Source organism: Serratia sp. KG1D (genome assembly GCF_037150675.1).
In the GTDB taxonomy this organism is placed as follows: domain Bacteria; phylum Pseudomonadota; class Gammaproteobacteria; order Enterobacterales; family Enterobacteriaceae; genus Serratia; species Serratia nematodiphila.
This window is the reverse complement of record NZ_JBAGIH010000001.1, coordinates 39,377-56,657: the sequence shown is the minus strand read 5'-3', so window position 1 is coordinate 56,657 and position 17,281 is coordinate 39,377. Positions and strand designations below refer to the sequence as shown.

17 protein-coding genes and 1 tRNA gene are annotated in these 17,281 nt (G+C 58.4%); 4 read left to right on the top strand and 14 right to left on the bottom strand.

The window, feature by feature from the left end; translation table 11 throughout:
- The first annotated feature begins 257 nt into the window (after window positions 1–257).
- Complete coding sequence (locus WFM45_RS00290; protein ID WP_336954015.1) at window positions 258–1,226, top strand: helix-turn-helix domain-containing protein; 969 nt, start codon at window positions 258–260, stop codon at window positions 1,224–1,226.
- Between the two features lie 60 nt (window positions 1,227–1,286).
- Here WFM45_RS00290 and WFM45_RS00285 read toward each other — a convergent pair whose 3' ends face one another.
- The gene (locus tag WFM45_RS00285) at window positions 1,287–2,384 is read right to left on the bottom strand and encodes a hypothetical protein (protein WP_085336591.1); all 1,098 of its coding nucleotides are present in this window, start codon (window positions 2,382–2,384) and stop codon (window positions 1,287–1,289) included.
- 564 nt (window positions 2,385–2,948) lie between these two features.
- Between WFM45_RS00285 and WFM45_RS00280 the strand changes: the two genes are divergently transcribed.
- A complete protein-coding gene (locus WFM45_RS00280; protein WP_243750852.1) occupies window positions 2,949–3,146 on the top strand; it encodes a hypothetical protein in 198 nt (65 codons plus the stop codon).
- Between the two features lie 93 nt (window positions 3,147–3,239).
- Here WFM45_RS00280 and WFM45_RS00275 read toward each other — a convergent pair whose 3' ends face one another.
- The 8 genes from WFM45_RS00275 to gpt form a co-directional block, all read right to left on the bottom strand.
- Window positions 3,240–3,458, bottom strand: coding sequence for a TM2 domain-containing protein (locus WFM45_RS00275; protein ID WP_004930265.1), 219 nt, complete (start codon window positions 3,456–3,458; stop codon window positions 3,240–3,242).
- 455 nt (window positions 3,459–3,913) lie between these two features.
- A complete protein-coding gene (locus tag WFM45_RS00270; protein WP_336954009.1) occupies window positions 3,914–4,693 on the bottom strand; it encodes an alpha/beta hydrolase in 780 nt (259 codons plus the stop codon).
- 230 nt (window positions 4,694–4,923) lie between these two features.
- Window positions 4,924–4,999: transfer RNA gene (locus WFM45_RS00265), tRNA-Thr, on the bottom strand.
- A gap of 190 nt (window positions 5,000–5,189) precedes the next feature.
- Window positions 5,190–6,443, bottom strand: coding sequence for a glutamate-5-semialdehyde dehydrogenase (gene proA / locus WFM45_RS00260; protein WP_019454296.1), 1,254 nt, complete (start codon window positions 6,441–6,443; stop codon window positions 5,190–5,192).
- Between the two features lie 9 nt (window positions 6,444–6,452).
- Window positions 6,453–7,556: a glutamate 5-kinase gene (gene proB, locus WFM45_RS00255; RefSeq protein ID WP_033634090.1), complete on the bottom strand. Its 1,104-nt coding sequence runs from the start codon at window positions 7,554–7,556 to the stop codon at window positions 6,453–6,455.
- 116 nt (window positions 7,557–7,672) lie between these two features.
- The gene (crl, locus tag WFM45_RS00250; RefSeq protein WP_004930258.1) at window positions 7,673–8,074 is read right to left on the bottom strand and encodes a sigma factor-binding protein Crl; all 402 of its coding nucleotides are present in this window, start codon (window positions 8,072–8,074) and stop codon (window positions 7,673–7,675) included.
- A 60-nt stretch (window positions 8,075–8,134) separates the two neighbouring features.
- Window positions 8,135–9,382 (bottom strand): esterase FrsA, encoded by a 1,248-nt coding sequence (gene frsA, locus WFM45_RS00245; RefSeq protein ID WP_021504999.1) that lies wholly within the window; start codon window positions 9,380–9,382, stop codon window positions 8,135–8,137.
- A 303-nt stretch (window positions 9,383–9,685) separates the two neighbouring features.
- Window positions 9,686–10,144, bottom strand: a complete 459-nt coding sequence (gpt, locus tag WFM45_RS00240; RefSeq protein ID WP_004930253.1) for a xanthine phosphoribosyltransferase — start codon at window positions 10,142–10,144, stop codon at window positions 9,686–9,688.
- Between the two features lie 339 nt (window positions 10,145–10,483).
- Between gpt and pepD the strand changes: the two genes are divergently transcribed.
- The gene (gene pepD / locus WFM45_RS00235; protein ID WP_021505000.1) at window positions 10,484–11,944 is read left to right on the top strand and encodes a beta-Ala-His dipeptidase; all 1,461 of its coding nucleotides are present in this window, start codon (window positions 10,484–10,486) and stop codon (window positions 11,942–11,944) included.
- Between the two features lie 42 nt (window positions 11,945–11,986).
- Here the strand turns inward: pepD and dinB are convergent, their stop codons facing one another.
- Window positions 11,987–13,048: a DNA polymerase IV gene (gene dinB, locus WFM45_RS00230; RefSeq protein ID WP_021505001.1), complete on the bottom strand. Its 1,062-nt coding sequence runs from the start codon at window positions 13,046–13,048 to the stop codon at window positions 11,987–11,989.
- Between the two features lie 183 nt (window positions 13,049–13,231).
- Here dinB and WFM45_RS00225 point away from each other — a divergent pair, with 183 nt between their 5' ends.
- A complete protein-coding gene (locus tag WFM45_RS00225; protein WP_336954002.1) occupies window positions 13,232–14,128 on the top strand; it encodes a glycerophosphodiester phosphodiesterase family protein in 897 nt (298 codons plus the stop codon).
- 65 nt (window positions 14,129–14,193) lie between these two features.
- Here WFM45_RS00225 and WFM45_RS00220 read toward each other — a convergent pair whose 3' ends face one another.
- The 4 genes from WFM45_RS00220 to nqrF form a co-directional block, all read right to left on the bottom strand.
- Window positions 14,194–14,613 carry a putative T6SS immunity periplasmic lipoprotein gene (locus WFM45_RS00220; RefSeq protein WP_033634095.1) on the bottom strand — a complete coding sequence of 140 codons (420 nt, stop codon included), beginning with the start codon at window positions 14,611–14,613 and terminating at the stop codon, window positions 14,194–14,196.
- Between the two features lie 176 nt (window positions 14,614–14,789).
- Window positions 14,790–15,017 (bottom strand): (Na+)-NQR maturation NqrM, encoded by a 228-nt coding sequence (gene nqrM, locus WFM45_RS00215; protein WP_004930244.1) that lies wholly within the window; start codon window positions 15,015–15,017, stop codon window positions 14,790–14,792.
- 7 nt (window positions 15,018–15,024) lie between these two features.
- Window positions 15,025–16,074 carry an FAD:protein FMN transferase gene (locus WFM45_RS00210; protein WP_033634096.1) on the bottom strand — a complete coding sequence of 350 codons (1,050 nt, stop codon included), beginning with the start codon at window positions 16,072–16,074 and terminating at the stop codon, window positions 15,025–15,027.
- Window positions 16,058–17,281 (bottom strand): NADH:ubiquinone reductase (Na(+)-transporting) subunit F, encoded by a 1,224-nt coding sequence (gene nqrF, locus WFM45_RS00205; protein WP_033634097.1) that lies wholly within the window; start codon window positions 17,279–17,281, stop codon window positions 16,058–16,060. The genes WFM45_RS00210 and nqrF overlap by 17 nt, the downstream gene beginning before the upstream one ends.

The window sequence follows — 17,281 nt, the reverse complement described above, 5'->3', positions numbered from 1 at the left end:
ATAAGAGAACTTAATGACATCAGAAACATCATCTGATAAATCCCCGTTCAAGCGATGCAATCAACTATAATTTATGATATTTACATCTTAAGAAGGAACCTATCTCTTATCATTATAGGATGATGGCTTACGGCGCAGAGGAAAAGGAGTGCAGCTTTAATAGAAGACAATAGGAACATTCCCAGTCAGACAGTCATTTTTTAGGCAATGTGAGAAAAATAAACGTTAACGGACAACGTAAAATGGAGAGCGGTGCAATGCGAAAGGACAAGTCCTCCTTATTTAACTGGTCAACTGCCGGCATGCTTGCAGAAGAGCGGCTGAGTGAATTTGATCGCCTGCTGAAACAAAGCCTGATCAGCGTTACAACCACCATCGACGATCACTCCCGCTTCTGGTGCCATCTGTCAACGCTCAAGGCCGGGCAATTCTCCATTACTGACATTAATGGTTCAGCCAAACGCTCACAGCGTGACAGAAAGAATATTCTACGTAGCGCCAGCGACGAATACCACCTCGTGTATGCCGGCACCACATGGCGATTTATTAATCGATACGGCCAAGAGATCACCGTGCCTGCGGGAAGCGCAATCTTGCTCGATACGCGCAAGGAATATATTTCACTTTTGCCGGAGGGTTTCCTTAATCGCACGCTGGCATTGCCTGCTGAATGGCTCAACACCTGGGTCGCCAATCCCGAAAAAATGATCGAACAAAACCTGAGCGAGCTTTCAGGCTGGGGGAAAGTATTAGCCACCTATCTGGAACAGATTTCTCCGCCTTATCTGAGCACAATCGACTTTCAACCGCCAATGATATTGGATCAAATCGGCATGCTGCTCTCGCTGCTCTATCACGATTTGGTTAGCGAAGATGCCTTGTCCCGCAAATTTAGCCGCGATAGAAATTATCAGAAAATCGTGGAAAGTCTGCATCAAAGACACATGAATTTAGTTCTGACCGCAACGGATATCGCGCGAGAGGTCGGCATTTCAACCAGAACATTACACCGCGTGATGGCCAATCAAGGCACCAGTTTCGGCCAGGCGTTAATCAACTACCGCGCCAACTCCGCATTACGTATGCTCAATACCGAAGAATTTGACGAACTCTCCATCGCAGATATCGCCAAACGGGCAGGCTTTGTCGATGTTTCACACTTCAATCGCGTGTGTAAAACCTATTTTGGCGAGTCTCCCGGCAAGATCAGGAAGAAACGCCCTTAAGCGAATCAAAATGTGAGCATTAACGCGCGCCTTGCAGGCCGGCGAGCTCACCATGTTACATTACGCCGTAGCGTTGGGCAGGCGCACGGTCACGCGGTTATTGGCCGTGGTCAGCTGCAGCGGCGCTTCCTGCCAGCTCACCGCGATAACCAAGACCGGCGGGGCCGGCACGCGCGGCTCACGCCCGTCGGGCCCCACGCTGTAGGCATCCCATTCAATCACGAACACGCCGCCGTCTTGCGGCTCGACCCGTTCAACGAAAAAGGTGGTGTCTGAACCACGCCCACCTGCAGGTTTGTGCGCATAAGAAAGCAGGCAGAACCACTCGCCGGCGAAATAGAGGTGGTACAGGCCATCCACGATATGCTCGCCGCGGAACTGGCAACCGCCGACGCTGAAGGCATCACCCGCCGGGGATTCCGCCACGCGTTCGAGATCGCACACGAAGCGATCGGTCGGCCGGTTATCCAGCCACAACGCATAAGGCGGTGCGTGCAGCAGCGCGGCGGGATCGTCTGCATAGCGCAGATCGGGCGGCAACATCAAACGCGCCGTCAGCGCGCGGCCGCTGGGCAAGGTGATCTCCAGACGATCCGCCGGTTCCTCTATCCACTGCGGCACCCACAGACCGCGCACCTGCCGCAACGCCGTGGCCTCAACCTGCCGACACTTCGCCCGCAGCCGCGCCAGCGCCTCGGCGGAACCGGCGGCCAAGGCTCCCTGCTCACGATCGGTCAGCGCCGGCAGCGCGTACATCACCTGGGCGGCAGGCTCGTACACCGTCAGCCCCTCTCCCTCGCGGCTGCGGGTCGGGATCAGGCGCAACCTGCCGCCGTCCACGTCCTGCGGCTCGGCACTGGCGCCATGCACCATCGCCCCGTCGCGCAGCAGCAGCGTCCAAAAACTGGGGCCGCCCATGCCCAACTCCCCCACGCCGCCTATCTGCCGGTCACAGTCACCGGCATGCGCCATTTCAATCGGCTGCGAATGCCAGTCGGTCTTGCGCCACTCTGCGGCCTCTTCGGGGTCTTGCGCGCCTTTAGCGGCGTACTTCACCCATTGCAGCACGGCAAACAGCGCGATGCACAGCACGCCGACAATCGGGTGATCCTGCCAAATCAACACCCAACCGACGATCAAAAGGGCCCAGGCGGCCATGGCGATATCCTTTTCTAAGAGAAAACCGCCTGATTCTAGCGCAGGAAACGCAAGGGGTTGAAGCCTATGCCATGAATAATTAGCCGTTAGATAGAAAGGTAGTAATTTCAGCATTATTTCTGTGACTATGAAGATCACATAAATAACGCTTCACAGAGTGCTTTTAACGTAAAAAGATAACTCCCCGCATTTCAATATAACATTTACTCCTTGTAAAAAACTGGAAAATGAAAGCGAAAAAAAACCGCAATAATTTGTACACACTCCAATCATTGACTATGTTTAGATATACTATTTACATGTATCCAAACACACGCAAGCACACTTGCAGAAATTTAAAAAGTCCGTTTTTATCGGGCGATAAAATATTTCATCAACAATATTCTGGGGAGCGACGATTAAAATCGTTACAGGCATTATCCTTATCTCTGTGGCCGCCTTTAGCGGCGCGTCCTACGTGGCCGATGCAGAACCCACTACCGGCAGCGCGGAAGTAATGCCGGAACACGCGCACGCCGTGATGGAAAATGGCAGCCCGGCGCCGCAGCACGACGTCGCCGGCAAATGCCGGAGTCGAAATATATCGGCATGAAGGTCAAAACCGATTACACCATCAACAGCTGCACCATGATGATGTCGGCCAAATCGATGTTCCCAGCGCCAAACAACAAACAGCCGATGGAACTGGCGACCGATCTCACCGCGCTGGGCCTGGCGGATTATGATGGTCAACCCGCGTGCTCTCCAGTTCGAATAAAATGATGAGCAAAGAGATCCACGGTAAGATATTGATAAAAAACAGTAATGGAATGAAAGACGGCGCGTCCCTTAACAGGAAGCACCGTCATAAAAGCATTAAATCAGGCCAGAATTGTATTTCTGGTTGAATTTATCTTCCGATTGGAACAGATAAATAATGCCTTCGATAAAGCCGACAATCGCCGGGATCCCCGTCCAGCAGAACAGCAGGTAGAACAACCCCCACCACTTCATGCCCAGGTAAAACTTGTGAATGCCCAGCCCACCCAGGAAGATGGCCAGCAGGGCCGCCGCGAGCTTGTCTTTTCTGCTCATAGTGCACTTCTCCTTACTTCTCACCGAACCACCGGCATGTCCAAAAACGGATGCCGCGCCACAGAGCGCCGCATCGCAATGCTTGAGGAGGAAAAAATTCACCCATCAAGGCTCAACAGGGGTAATTATAACAGTGATTAATTAAACGGTTGTTTAACCGGGGAAAGGCAGGAAAAAGACGTACGGCAAGAGGAGGAATATTCCTGCGGCGAAGGCTCAATGCTTTAATATCTTTTTGTTTTTAAATTAAATAATTCGCATACATTCATGACTATCACGCCAGCCGTTGACGCCGCGCTAAGCGTGTTGCCTCTTCGGGGGCCAGATCCTGTCGACTATTTTATTTTCCCTGGTGACTTCCCACTGGCAATCTAGGTGACTCGCATTGATAGGATTCGCAGCGTCAGCCCGGACTAACAGCAATAAAATCGATCTTGAATAACGCGATGTCTATTCTAAAGCCCGTCATTCTGGGGACGATGCCCAGCGATCAGGTTTGCCACCTGTGCATAATCCTTAATAACGCCGGGATGGCGCCGCCCGGTGCAAAAAACAAAGCTACAGCGCTGTTCATTACCGATCAACTTCTCCGCCAGATTTCTGGCTCGCAGATTAGGCGTGGCGTTCATTCTAAGGATCTGCATTTTCTCTGTTTCATTACTTTGGGGATGAAGTTTTTCTTCATACTCTCCCACCATCAGCGTGACCTGATTGACATGCTCATCAATGGTTAACTTGCCGTCAGGAATCAACGCCCCATTGCCCCACCAAATGGATGGGCTGGCCGCTAAATAATTTTGAAATGCATCAGGATGATTAAACAGGGTATACAACACAAAATGACCACCGTGCGAGTGGCCTGCCAGCGTTTGCTGGTCTACGTTGACAGGATAATGCGCTTCGATCCATGGTTTAACGCATGCGGCAATAAATTGATAAAATGCTGCCGCTCCGCCCCCCTCCGCAAACTCTTTCTCTCCTGAGGGAACCGTATAATCACGGGTTCTTGCCTTCAAGATATCCACCCCGTCTTGATAGCCAATGCCGATATAAAGAATATCCCCATCGCGTTTTCTGTTGTTACGTTCCGTCACGACCGAAAACTGGGAGTTAGCATCCAAAAGATACAGCGGGTTCAAATTACCGCCAATCCCCCTGCGGTGAGAGATAAAGACTCTGTATCTTTGACCATTAAAGACAAAACACTTCGTTCTTGATATTAAATCTTCACACATAACAACCTCACTTGTTTAAATGAATTAATCGCGTCAATGCCTTATTCTCAGATAAGAAAAAGACGGTGAGGTCCCAACGTAGCAACGCATATTCCCGTTTACGACGTTTGTGTGTTGTGCGGTTTATGGCACACAAGCCCAGGTATTGCATCATGCACCGGATTAATAGGCTTTAGCGTTGCGGCAGAGTCGGTGACGGAGCGTACGAAAGGGAAAGTTAAAAAATGAGGTGGTGCCGATAATAGGAGTCGAACCTACGACCTTCGCATTACGAATGCGCTGCTCTACCAACTGAGCTATATCGGCATCGAGCCAAGCCTGCGGGGCAAGCCGGATGTGCGTTGAACAAGGTAGACCTGCGCGCGAAATGAGTCAATAGCCGCCGGGGCGTTTGGTCGTTTTGCAAGCAACCACACTGCGGCACACTCAACCTTCCCCAAAAACAATCAGGGCGCAGCACGCTGCGCCCTGACCTCTTTATGACCGCAATCCGGCCTTAGCTGCGCACCAGATCGTCGCCGTAGCCGATCCACTTGTAGGTGGTCAGCGCGTCCAGGCCCATCGGCCCGCGGGCGTGCAGTTTCTGGGTGCTCACCGCCACTTCTGCGCCCAGGCCGAACTGGCCGCCGTCGGTGAAGCGGGTGCTGGCGTTGACGTACACCGCCGAGGAGTCCACCGCGCGCACGAAGTGCTCGGCGCTGCTCAGTGAACGGGTGAGGATCGCGTCGGAGTGGTTGGTGCCGTGGGTGCGGATGTGGTCGATGGCCTGATCGATATCGTCCACCAGCAGCACGTTCAGATCCAGCGACAGCCATTCGTCGTCGTAATCTTCTGCGTTCACCGGCACCACCGTCGCCGGGCCGCCCTGCAGCAGCGGCAGCGCATTTTCCGCCGCGTGCAGCGTCACGCCCACCGCCGCCATTTTGGCGCTCAGCGCCGGCAGGAACTCGGCGGCGATGCTGCGGTTCACCAGCAGCGTCTCCAGCGAGTTACAGGCGCTCGGGCGCTGGATCTTGGCGTTTTCAATCACCGTCAGCGCCTTGTCGAAATCGACGTCGGCATCCACGTAGGTGTGGCACACGCCGATGCCGCCGGTGATCACCGGGATGGTCGATTGCTCGCGGCACAGCTTGTGCAGGCCGGCGCCGCCGCGCGGGATCAGCATGTCGACATAGCGATCCAGGCGCAGCAGTTCGTTCACCAGCGCGCGATCCGGGCTGTCGATAGCCTGCACCGCCGCCGCCGGCAGGCCGCACTGTTCCAGCGCCTGCTGGATCACTTTCACCGTCGCCTGGTTGGTGTTGTGCGTCTCTTTACCGCCGCGCAGGATCACCGCATTACCGGTTTTCAGGCACAGGCTGGCGACGTCGATGGTGACGTTCGGCCGCGCCTCGTAAATCACGCCGATCACGCCGAGCGGCACCCGGCGGCGCTCCAGCTTCAGCCCGCTGTCCAGCAGGTTGCCGTCCAGCACATGGCCGACCGGATCGTTCAGGCGGCACACCTGGCGCACGTCGTTGGCGATCGCCGCCAGCCGCGCCGGGGTCAGCAACAGGCGATCGAGCAGCGCTTCGCTCATGCCGGTGGCGCGCGCCTGCGCCATGTCTTGTTCGTTCGCCAGCAGGATCGCTTCGCTGTTGGCTTCCAGCCTGTCGGCCATCACCGACAGCACCTGATTCTTCTTCGCCGTGCTCAGCACCGCCAGCTGCCAGGAGGCCTGCTTGGCGGCCTTCCCCATCTGCTCCAGCATGCTCACTCCTTAACTGACAATCATATCGTCGCGGTGCACTGCCACCGGACCGTATTCATAACCGAGGATTTCGGTGATTTCCTGCGAGTGGTGCCCGGCGATCATGCGCATCGCATCGCTGTTGTAGCGGCTGACGCCGTGCGCCAGATCGCGCCCCGCCAGGTTGCGGATGCGGATCACTTCACCGCGCGAGAAGTCGCCCTTCACTTCGCGGATGCCCTTCGGCAGCAGCGAGCTGCCGCGCGCCATCATCGCTTCCACCGCGCCGTCGTCGACGGTGATCTCACCGGCCGGCGGCGCGCCGAAGATCCAGCGCTTGCGGTTTTCCAGCGGGGTTTCCAGCGCGTGGAAACGGGTGCCCACCGGTTTGCCTTCGATCACGTCCGCCACCACGCCCGGCTTGCTGCCCGCGGCGATCACCACATCGATGCCGGCGCGGCAGGCCACGTCGGCCGCCTGCAGCTTGGTGCCCATGCCGCCGGTGCCCAGACCGGAGACGCTGTCGCCGGCGATGGCGCGCAGCGCGTCGTCGATGCCGTGCACTTCACGGATCAGTTCGGCCTGCGGGTTGTTGCGCGGATCGGCGGTGTAGAGGCCCTGCTGATCGGTCAGCAGCAGCAGTTTGTCGGCCCCGGCCAGAATGGCCGCCAGCGCCGACAGGTTATCGTTGTCGCCCACTTTGATTTCGGCGGTGGCGACGGCGTCGTTCTCATTGATTACCGGCACGATGCGGTTGTCCAGCAGCGCCGTCATGGTGTCGCGCGCGTTAAGGAAGCGCTCGCGGTCTTCCAGATCGGCGCGCGTCAGCAGCATCTGCCCGACGTGGATGCCGTAAATGGAGAACAGCTGTTCCCACAGCTGGATCAGCCGGCTCTGCCCCACCGCCGCCAGCAGCTGCTTGGAGGCGATGGTGGCGGGCAGCTCGGGGTAGCCCAGGTGTTCGCGCCCGGCGGCGATGGCGCCGGAGGTGACGATGACGATGCGGTGGCCCGCGGCGTGTTGCTGCGCGCACTGGCGCACCAATTCGACGATGTGGGCGCGGTTCAGACGCAGCGATCCGCCGGTCAACACGCTGGTGCCCAATTTCACAACCAATGTCTGGCTGCCGTTCATAGTATTTCTGCCGTGTGTAATGATGAGAAGAAGAGTGCAAAGGTCTTTGTAACAGGAGAGACGCGTTATGCCAACAGGCACAACGCGAAATCAGCACAATACGTGGTCAAACGGGGTCAGGCGGAGAGTTTGATCAGTTTTTCTTTGAAATCGTCGGCGGGTTCCAGCCCCAGCTCCATGGTCGCCAGCAGCTCGCCCAGGCGGCGATGGAAGTCGCGCAGGGTGTCTTCCAGCTTGGCGTTCACTTCATCATCCTTAATGTTTTGCGCCGTCCAGTCGCCTTCCTTGTCGAACAGGCCGAATTGGTACGAATAGGTGAAGCGCGCCTCTTCCGCCTGCAGCTCCATCCACCAGCCCCAGAACTCGCGCTTCTCCGGAGCGGGCTTTACATTGACGCAGACGGCCAAACAATCAAAGAAAAAACGGTCGTTTTCACATTGCCCTTCACGCAGGTACGGCCCCAAGCTGGCAAAACGTTTCATTAGTCGGCTTTTAGGGTGACCACTCGGTAACGTCATTCTCTCACCTCCTCAATGTAGACCACTCTTTTTAACAAACTGTTAAAATTTAGCAACTAATTAACGCATTTTGTCCCTCAGCCAACCGGACATCTGCAGCAACGCCCGGTGGAAGCTGTCGTAAACCGGGGTGCGCGGGATGGCGACCAGCTTGCCGCTCACCGAGGAGGTGACGATCAGCTGCGACTCCTCTTTCGGGCTGAGCGTATCGCGCTCCCAATAGCCGGAGATCATCGGCGTCGGGCAGCGGCGCCCCAGCAGCCCCTGCATTTTCAGCGAGTAGCTGTTCAGCTCCACCTTCAGCACGTTGTCCGAGGCGTTAGCCATGCCCATGCGGCTGGCCAGCACGTCCATATACATGTCCGGCACGTTCAGCTGGGTGCTGCTGTCGCACAGCAGGCGATGCACCACCGGCCCCAGGCAGGCTACGCCGCGCAGCCGCTGCGGCTCCAGGTAGGCCAATCGCACCGCCACGTTGGCGCCGAAGCGGAAGCCGAAGGCGCTCACCCGCTGATGATCCACCCACGGCACCGAGGCCAGCTGGATCAGCACCTGCTGGTGCAGGTAGCTGGAGTCCTGCGTCAGCTTCCATTTGCAGGAAGAACCGATCGACGGCATGTCGAGCGTCAGCATGGCGATGCCGTGCGGCGCCAGGTAGTCGCGGAACAGGCGATGATAGTCGGTCTGCAGCGTATCGAGGCTGCCGCACATCAGCACCGTCGGGAACGGCGCTTCGCCCTTCTCCGGCATGTGCAGGAACCCGGTGACGCTGCCGCCGCCTTCGATGCGAAACTCCAGCTCTTTCAGCTGATACGGCAGCAGCAGCGCCGCCTCTTCGTACGCGCGGTTGGCGAGCATCTCCGCCTGTTCGGCCAGTTCGTCGCCCTTCAGGTGCGGGTAGCCGGCGATGCTGTACAGGCTCGCGGCCTTCAGCCAGTATTCGCCGCCGAGCAGCGGATCTTGCTGCTCCGTCGCCCGCTGTTGCCACTGCATGCCCTGATGGATCCACTCGTAGATCCAGTTGCCGTTGCGGTAGCCCACCACGGTATCCAGCCGCTGCGGATTGCTGCGCTCGGCGTCGGAGGCGGCGATGCGCGCCAACACTTCGTGGATTTCGATCGGGCTGACGCCGCGCCAGGCCCACAGCAGCGGGTTCAGCATGCGGTACCAGCTGCCGGTGGTGTCGCCTTCCAATGCGGAATGCATGGCGGCGCTGACTTTGTTGCGCGCGCGCAGCACCAGCGTCGAGGTTTCAGGGTGTTTGAATTTGGGCTTGAAAAGAATTTCAGAAAGGTTGGCCTGTGCCATGGTAACAACAGCCTCCGTAAATCTGGCGATAGGCCGCAACAGGCCTACTTAACTGGAGGTAGTGTACCTAACTCTGGCGGGATAAACCAAGATAACGCAAACGCCCGGCATAACCGGGCGTCGGGCGGCTGACAAAGGAGGAAAAAGCGTGGTTTTTCCTCCTTTGTGGTCAACGGCCGAAAATCAATAAATTGATTTTCCTTATTTTTTATATCTTGCCTTCGGTAAGCCTGACAACGCCATCACGTTTATCCTTAAACAAACGCCCGGCATAACCGGGCGTTGACTTGGAACTGGCTGGGCTTAGCGACCGCCGATAGGGGGAACGAAGCTGACGCCCATGTCCCACGGCTGTTCGATCCAGGTGTCCTGCGGGATGTCGATCACATAGTCGTCCACCAGCGGACGGCCCGCCGGCTTGGCGAAGATGGTGACGAAATGCGCTTTCGGGTACATGTCGCGGATCGCTTTTGCGGTGCCGCCGGTATCCACCAGATCGTCCACCACGATGAAGCCTTCACCGTCGCCTTCGGCGCGCTTGAGCACTTTCATTTCGCGCTGGTTGTCATGGTCGTAGCTGGAAATGCAGACGGTATCCACATAGCGAATGCCCAGTTCACGCGCCAGCAGGCCCGCCGGCACCAGGCCGCCGCGGCTGACGGCAATGATGCCGGTCCATTTGTCGGCAGGCAGCAGGCGGTGCGCCAGCTTGCGTGCATGTATTTGCAGCATATCCCAGGTAACAACGTATTTTTCGCTCATAGAATCGTGTCCCAGCCGGCTGGTGAAGCGGCTTACTTTATAGTTCAGGGGAAAAAAGGTTGCGCGAGATTATAGAGACTGGCCGCGTTGAATTCCAGCTGTACCGAGGAAAACCTCGCGATTTCCGCCGCGCGGCTTTTCGGTGATTGATGCTGAAAAAGCGAACGTTCCCGCCGCGAAGCCGTGTGATCAAGCGCTTAAACCGCACAATACGGGGCGCGCGCCGCCGGAAATAAAGTGATATTCTCTAACGATCGTGCCACGACGCACAGATACCCGCTCACCTCAACCGCGCGGCACGCCCGTCCTGTCGGAGCCTGCCGTCACAGGAGACTTATAGTGTCTGAATTGTCTCAGCTTTCGCCACAGCCGCTGTGGGATATTTTCGCCAAGATCTGTTCTATCCCGCACCCTTCTTATCATGAAGAAGCGCTGGCGCAGCACATCCTCACCTGGGCCAAAGAGAAGAACCTGCACGCCGAGCGCGATCAGGTCGGCAATATCCTGCTGCGCAAACCGGCCACCAAAGGCATGGAAAACCGCAAGCCGGTGGCGCTGCAGGCGCACCTGGACATGGTGCCGCAAAAGAATAACGACACCGTGCACGACTTCGCCAAGGATCCGATCCAGCCTTATATCGCCGGCGAGTGGGTGAAAGCGCGCGGCACCACGCTGGGCGCCGACAACGGCATCGGCATGGCCTCCGCCCTGGCGGTGCTGGCCGACGACAGCGTTGAGCACGGCCCGCTGGAAGTGCTGCTGACCATGACCGAAGAAGCCGGCATGGACGGCGCCTTCGGGCTGCAGCCAAACTGGCTGCAGGCAGACATCCTGATCAATACCGACTCCGAAGAAGAAGGCGAAATCTACATGGGTTGCGCCGGCGGTATCGACTTCATCACCACCCTGCCGCTGCAGCGCGAAGCGGTGCCGGCCGGCTACCAAACCCTGAAGCTGACCCTCAAGGGCCTGAAAGGCGGCCACTCCGGCGCCGAGATCCACGTCGGGCTGGGCAACGCCAACAAACTGCTGGCGCGCTTCCTGTTCGCCCATGCGGCGGCGCTGAACCTGCGCGTGCTGGATCTGAATGGGGGCACCCTGCGCAACGCCATCCCGCGTGAAGCCTCCGCGGTGGTTGCGGTGCCGGCGGAAAAAGCCGACGCGCTGAAAGCGCTGAGCCAGGAGTTCCTGGCGGTGCTGCAGAACGAACTCTCCGCTAAAGAGAAGAACATCACCGTGCTGCTGGAGCCGGTCACCAGCGCTTCGCAGGCGCTGAGCGCCGACAGCCAGCAACGCTTCCTGGCGCTGCTGAACGGCACGCCGAACGGCGTGATCCGCATGAGCGACGCGGTCAAAGGCGTAGTGGAAACCTCGCTGAACGTCGGCGTAGTCACCACCAGCGAAAACGAAGCGGAAATCATCTGCCTGATCCGCTCCCTGATCGACAGCGGCAAAGATTACGTGGTCGAGATGCTGACCGCGCTGGGCCAGCTGGCCGGCGCCAACGTGGCGCCGAAGGGTGGCTACCCGGGCTGGCAGCCGGACGCCGACTCGCCGGTGATGCACCTGGTGCGCGAGCTGTATCAGGAGCTGTTCAACAAGACGCCAAACATCATGGTGATCCACGCCGGCCTGGAATGCGGTCTGTTCAAAAAGCCGTATCCAAACATGGATATGGTATCGATCGGGCCAACCATCACCGGCCCGCACTCGCCGGATGAGCAGGTGCATATCGAAAGCGTCGGTCTGTACTGGAAGCTGCTGACCTCGCTGCTGAAAGCGATCCCTGAGCGCGCGTAATCTGCGCGCTTAACGCAAAAAGCCGGCTAATCGCCGGCTTTTTTATTCCCAAGGCAGCGCCAGCTGCCGCTCCAGCTGCGGATCGAGCAGCGTCACATGTAGCCCCACCAGCCGCACGCCGCGCCCTTCACGCCGTTCGCGCCACGCCTGCCGCGCCACCGCCAGCAAATCCTGCTGATTCAGCACCGGGAACACGTGCTCCTGGGTGGTTTGCTGAAAATCCTGAAACTTCAGCTTCACGCCCTGTCGGGCGATATGCAGATCCGGCTTCACCTTACGCAGCCGCATCTCCAGCTCGGGGTAGAGTTTGTCGATAATCAGCGTTTCGCAGTCTTCCCAGTCGTGAATGTCCTCCGCCAGCGTGCGCTCCACGCCCACCGATTTACGCAGCCGCTCCGCCGAGATTTCGCGCCGATCGATGCCCTGACACCGCTCCCACAGCACCCGGCCGAACTTGCCGAAGCGCTTGAGCAGCTGCGCCAAATCGTATTGCTGCACGTCGGCGCAGGTGATAAGCCCCACTTCCTCCAGCCGTTTGGCGGTCACCTTGCCGACGCCGGGGATTTTGCTGAGCGGCAGCTGCTGCAAAAACGCCGGCACCTGCGCCGGGGTGATCACGTATTGCCCATTCGGCTTGTTCATCTCGGAAGCGATTTTGGCGAGAAACTTGATCGGCGCCACGCCGGCCGACGCGGTGAGATTCAGCTCATCGGCGATCGCCTGACGGATCTCCTGAGCGATCAGCGTCGCCGAGCCGTTGCATTGCGGGCTGTCGGTCACGTCGAGATAGGCTTCATCGAGCGACAGCGGCTCGATCAACGGAGTATAGCGGGCGAATATTTCACGGATGTGCAGCGAAGCCTCTTTATAGGCCGCCATGCGCCCCGGCAGCAGGGTGAGATGCGGACACAGCTTGAGCGCCATCGCCGTGGACATGGCGCTGTGTACGCCGTAGCGCCGCGCCGGGTAGTTGGCGGTGCTGATCACCCCGCGCCGATCGGCGCTGCCGCCAATCGCCAGCGGGATATCGCGCAGGCTGGGATCGTCGCGCATTTCCACCGCCGCGAAGAAGCAGTCCATATCGACATGAATGATTTTACGCATCGCACCCTCCAGTAACACTGTATAAGTATACAGTCAGATACCGAAAGCTCAAGGCCGCAGGCTTCGATGAAAGCGCCGTTTCCGCCAGATATTTCCGCGTTGTTAAAAAAGCTTAATTTTTCAATAGTATGATTTCCGCCATCCCGTGCAGCTCACCACAACGATAACGACAAGGTACCCTACATGATCAGATTTTCTTATTTGCTGCTGGCTTCCGCGCTGTCGCTGAGCGCGTTGGCGGCCAGCGCCGCCACCGGTCACGCGCCGGCGATCGTCGCCCATCGCGGCGGCACCGCCGATGCGCCGGAAAACACCCGCATCGCCATCGAAACCGCGCTGAAAAACGGTGCCGACGCCATTTGGATCACCCTGCAAGCATCCAAAGACGGCGTCATCGTGCTGTATCGCCCCTCGGATCTGAAGGCGCTGACCAACCGGCAGGGCCCGGTCTCTGCGTATACCGCCGCGCAATTGGCCGAGACCGATGCCGGCTGGGCGTTCGCCAAAGGCGATACGCATCCGTTCCGCGGCCAGGGCATCGGCATTCCGCGGCTGGACGAGGTGCTAAAGGCGTTTCCGCACGTCACCTTCTATCTGGACATCAAATCCCCGGACGCCGATCCGGCGCAATTTGGCCAGGCGCTGCTGGCGACGCTGGAAAGCACCGACAGCCTGAACCGCACCCGCGTTTACTCTACCGATGCCAAATACCTGCAGGCGCTGCCGCCGGCCATCCCGCGCTTCGAAAGCCGCGACGAGACCCGCACGCTGCTGGCCAACGTCACCATGGCGCACCAGTGCGATGTCAAACCGGACAACCGACAGCCGCGCTGGTATGGGCTGGAGCTGAAGCGCGAGGTGGAAGTGGTAGAGAAGTACACCCTCGGCGAAGGGCGCTCGAAGGCGTTTCTGACCTGGGATAAAGAGTCGATGGATTGTTTCCGCTCGCAGGGCCCGGCGCACATCATTCTGTTCGGCGTCAACACGCCGCAGGAGTATCAGCAGGCGCTGGCGCTGGGCGCCGACGGCGTGATGGTCAACTCGCCGGCCGAGGCGAAAAGCTTCCGCAAGGCGAAATAAATAACCGGCTACGGCATAAGGCGGTTCGACATCCCACCTTATGCCCTTATGGCTTTCAACATCCGTTAGTGAGCAGAAACTACCTGGATGATGCCATTTTCATTGCGAACACTAAACCCAGCGCCGAATAGCCGGGCGGCAGGCTCAAGACCTTTATTTCGTTTATCCGGCGACAACAGCGTCACCGATACCCCATAAGACTTTCCGTCTTCGAATTTATAATTATCGTCGGGAATACACGTAGCTGCGGTGACCGCAGGCATCTCGTTATCCGTGAAGTGCTTGCCGAAGATAGCGTTGGCGTTGCCGATTTCTTCGATAATAACGCCGGCCAACCGCTCGTCCCCTTCAGGTTGAACCCGCACACAAACGTGGTTATCAACGACAGTGGCGTTGGCCAAGTAGTTTTTTGGCCTCGGATCGTTCATGTGCATACAGCCGGCGAGCAGCAAAGCCAGAGTTCCAACCAAAATAATGCGGTTCATCCTGTTACCTCTGCTTAAGAAACTGAGAAAGCGTATATTCGTATTTTCTGGCGATCGTTTTATCCGTTACGCCCTGAAAATTCACACCATTGTTAATCGCGCCCAGCCAAACGTTCATGCGTCTTTCGGCAAGGCCCCAAATAAAAAAACCCGGCCAAGGCCGGGTTTTCGCTTCGCTACAGAATGCGGTGCTTGTCCAACTGCTCGCGCCGCTGCGCCGCTTTGGCTTCGCGCTTTTTGCGCGCATCGCACGGCTCCGGGCAGTCGCAGACTTTCTCCATGCCCAGCGCGGTGATGCCGCCGCAGCTGCCCTGCAGGCTTTTGCGTTTGAACACGTAACCCAGCGACATCCCGCCGACGATCAGCAGGAACAACACGAAGGTAGCGGCGAATACCGTCAACATAGCAACCTCACGAACGCTTTTTCAGATAGGGTTTGAACGCGTCCGAATAACGCTCCTCAAACCCGTCGGCGGTTTTCACGATCATGAACACCGGGATACCGAGCAGGTTGGCCAGCGCCATGCCGCGCTCCGGCCCCATCACGTTCAGGCCGGTGGACAGGCCGTCGGCGGTCATGCAGGTCGGGCTCAGCACGGTGATCGACACCAGCCGATGATGGATCGGCCGCCCGGTGACCGGATCGATGGTGTGCGAATAGCGCACCCCGTCCTGCTCGAAGTAGTTGCGATAGTCACCCGAGGTGGCGATCGACATCTCCCCCGGCTGGATCACCAGCTGCGCCTGCTGCTGCGCGCCGGCGGTCGGGCGCTCGATGGCGATGCGCCACGGCTTTTGCTCGCCGTTGCGCCCGCGGGTACGAACTTCACCGCCGATATCCACCATGTAGTCTTTCACGTGTTGCGATTGCAGATACTCCGCCACCACGTCCACGCCGTATCCTTTGGCAATCGAAGACAGGTCGACATACAGCTCGGGGATGCTTTTCACCAGCGCGCTGCCCTGCACCGCCAGTTTATCGGCGCCGGTCCAGGCGCGGCGGTGCTCCAGTTCCGCCTCGCTCGGCACTTTGTCCGGCCGCCCTTCCGGGCCGAAACCCCATAGGTTGACCAGCGGCCCGACGGTCACGTCCAGCGCGCCATCGGTGACGCGGTTGATGCGCAGCGCTTCGCGCACCACTTCGGCGGTGGCCGGCGAAACCGGGAACGGCCGGTCAATGTCGCGGCTGGCGTTGAAGCGGCTTAGCTCGGAATCCGGCCGGTAGGTGGACATCTGATCGTTCACCTGTTCCAGCCGTTTGTCGATCTCCGCCTGCATCTCGCGCGCCGACGGCGTATCGTCGCCGGTCACGTAACGGATCGAATACGAGGTGCCCATGGTTTTACCCGTCAGATCCACCTGTTCCGGCCCGCAACCGGTCAGCAGCAGGGTGGCGCTCAGCGCCACGCCCGTCAGCCAGTTCTTCATCGCCAATGCGCGCAATTTAGCCACCAAAGTCATCCAGCATGATATTTTCGTCTTCGACGCCCAGATCTTTGAGCATCTTGATCACCGCGGCGTTCATCATCGGCGGCCCGCACATGTAAAACTCGCAGTCTTCCGGCGCCGGGTGGTTCTTCAGGTAGTTCTCCAGCAGAACATTATGGATAAAGCCGGTGTAGCCGGTCCAGTTATCTTCCGGTTGCGGATCCGACAGCGCCACGTGCCAGGTGAAGTTTTCGTTCTCCGCCTGCAGCTGGTTGAAGTCGTCTTCATAGAACATCTCACGCAGCGAACGCGCGCCGTACCAGAAAGTGATCTTGCGCTTCGAGTTCAGACGCTTGAGCTGATCGAAAATGTGTGAGCGCATCGGCGCCATGCCCGCGCCGCCGCCGATAAAGATCATTTCGGCGTCGGTGTCCTTGGCGAAGAACTCGCCGAACGGCCCGGAGATGGTTACCTTATCGCCCGGCTTCAGCGACCAGATATAGGAAGACATGATGCCCGGCGGCACGTCCGGATTGTTCGGCGGCGGCGTGGCGATACGCACGTTGAGCATGATGATGCCCTTCTCTTCCGGGTAGTTGGCCATCGAGTAGGCGCGCACCGTGGTGTCGTTCACCGTCGAACGGTAGCGGAACAGGTTGAACTTGTCCCAGTCGCCGCGATACTCCTGCGGCACGTCGAAGTCGGCGTAGCTGATGTCGTGCGCCGGCGCTTCGATCTGGATGAAACCGCCCGCGCGGAACGGCACGTCTTCGCCATCGGGGATCTTCAGCTTCAGCTCTTTGATAAAGGTGGCTTTGTTATCGTTGGAGATAACTTCGCATTCCCATTTCTTCACGCCGAAGATCTCTTCCGGCAGCTCGATCTTCAGGTTCTGCTTCACGTTCACCTGGCACGCCAGGCGGCAACCCTCTTTCGCTTCGCGCTTGTTGATGTGCGAGAGCTCGGTCGGCAGGATATCGCCGCCGCCCTCTTTGATCACCACCCGGCACTGGCCGCAGGAGCCGCCGCCGCCACAGGCCGAGGAGACGAAGATCCCTTGGCTGGAGAGCACGTTGAGCAGCTTGTCGCCCGCCGGCGCATGGAAGCTCTTATCCAGATCGCCGTTGATTTCCACCGCGATGTCGCCGGTGTTCACCAGCTTCGATTTAGCGAACAGGATCAGCAACACCAGCACCATCACGATGGCGGTGAACATCGCTACGCCTAAAATAATTTCCAT

Excerpts from the sequence above, each read along its gene's own strand:
- WFM45_RS00290 (WP_336954015.1), top strand. The coding sequence starts at position 258 with ATGCGAAAGGACAAGTCCTCCTTATTTAACTGGTCAACTGCCGGCATG.
- WFM45_RS00285 (WP_085336591.1), bottom strand. The coding sequence starts at position 2,384 with ATGGCCGCCTGGGCCCTTTTGATCGTCGGTTGGGTGTTGATTTGGCAG.
- WFM45_RS00280 (WP_243750852.1), top strand. The coding sequence starts at position 2,949 with ATGCCGGAGTCGAAATATATCGGCATGAAGGTCAAAACCGATTACACC.
- WFM45_RS00275 (WP_004930265.1), bottom strand. The coding sequence starts at position 3,458 with ATGAGCAGAAAAGACAAGCTCGCGGCGGCCCTGCTGGCCATCTTCCTG.
- WFM45_RS00270 (WP_336954009.1), bottom strand. The coding sequence starts at position 4,693 with ATGTGTGAAGATTTAATATCAAGAACGAAGTGTTTTGTCTTTAATGGT.
- proA (WP_019454296.1), bottom strand. The coding sequence starts at position 6,443 with ATGCTGGAGCAGATGGGGAAGGCCGCCAAGCAGGCCTCCTGGCAGCTG.
- proB (WP_033634090.1), bottom strand. The coding sequence starts at position 7,556 with ATGAACGGCAGCCAGACATTGGTTGTGAAATTGGGCACCAGCGTGTTG.
- crl (WP_004930258.1), bottom strand. The coding sequence starts at position 8,074 with ATGACGTTACCGAGTGGTCACCCTAAAAGCCGACTAATGAAACGTTTT.
- frsA (WP_021504999.1), bottom strand. The coding sequence starts at position 9,382 with ATGGCACAGGCCAACCTTTCTGAAATTCTTTTCAAGCCCAAATTCAAA.
- gpt (WP_004930253.1), bottom strand. The coding sequence starts at position 10,144 with ATGAGCGAAAAATACGTTGTTACCTGGGATATGCTGCAAATACATGCA.
- dinB (WP_021505001.1), bottom strand. The coding sequence starts at position 13,048 with ATGCGTAAAATCATTCATGTCGATATGGACTGCTTCTTCGCGGCGGTG.
- WFM45_RS00225 (WP_336954002.1), top strand. The coding sequence starts at position 13,232 with ATGATCAGATTTTCTTATTTGCTGCTGGCTTCCGCGCTGTCGCTGAGC.
- WFM45_RS00220 (WP_033634095.1), bottom strand. The coding sequence starts at position 14,613 with ATGAACCGCATTATTTTGGTTGGAACTCTGGCTTTGCTGCTCGCCGGC.
- nqrM (WP_004930244.1), bottom strand. The coding sequence starts at position 15,017 with ATGTTGACGGTATTCGCCGCTACCTTCGTGTTGTTCCTGCTGATCGTC.
- WFM45_RS00210 (WP_033634096.1), bottom strand. The coding sequence starts at position 16,074 with ATGACTTTGGTGGCTAAATTGCGCGCATTGGCGATGAAGAACTGGCTG.
- nqrF (WP_033634097.1), bottom strand. The coding sequence starts at position 17,281 with ATGGAAATTATTTTAGGCGTAGCGATGTTCACCGCCATCGTGATGGTG.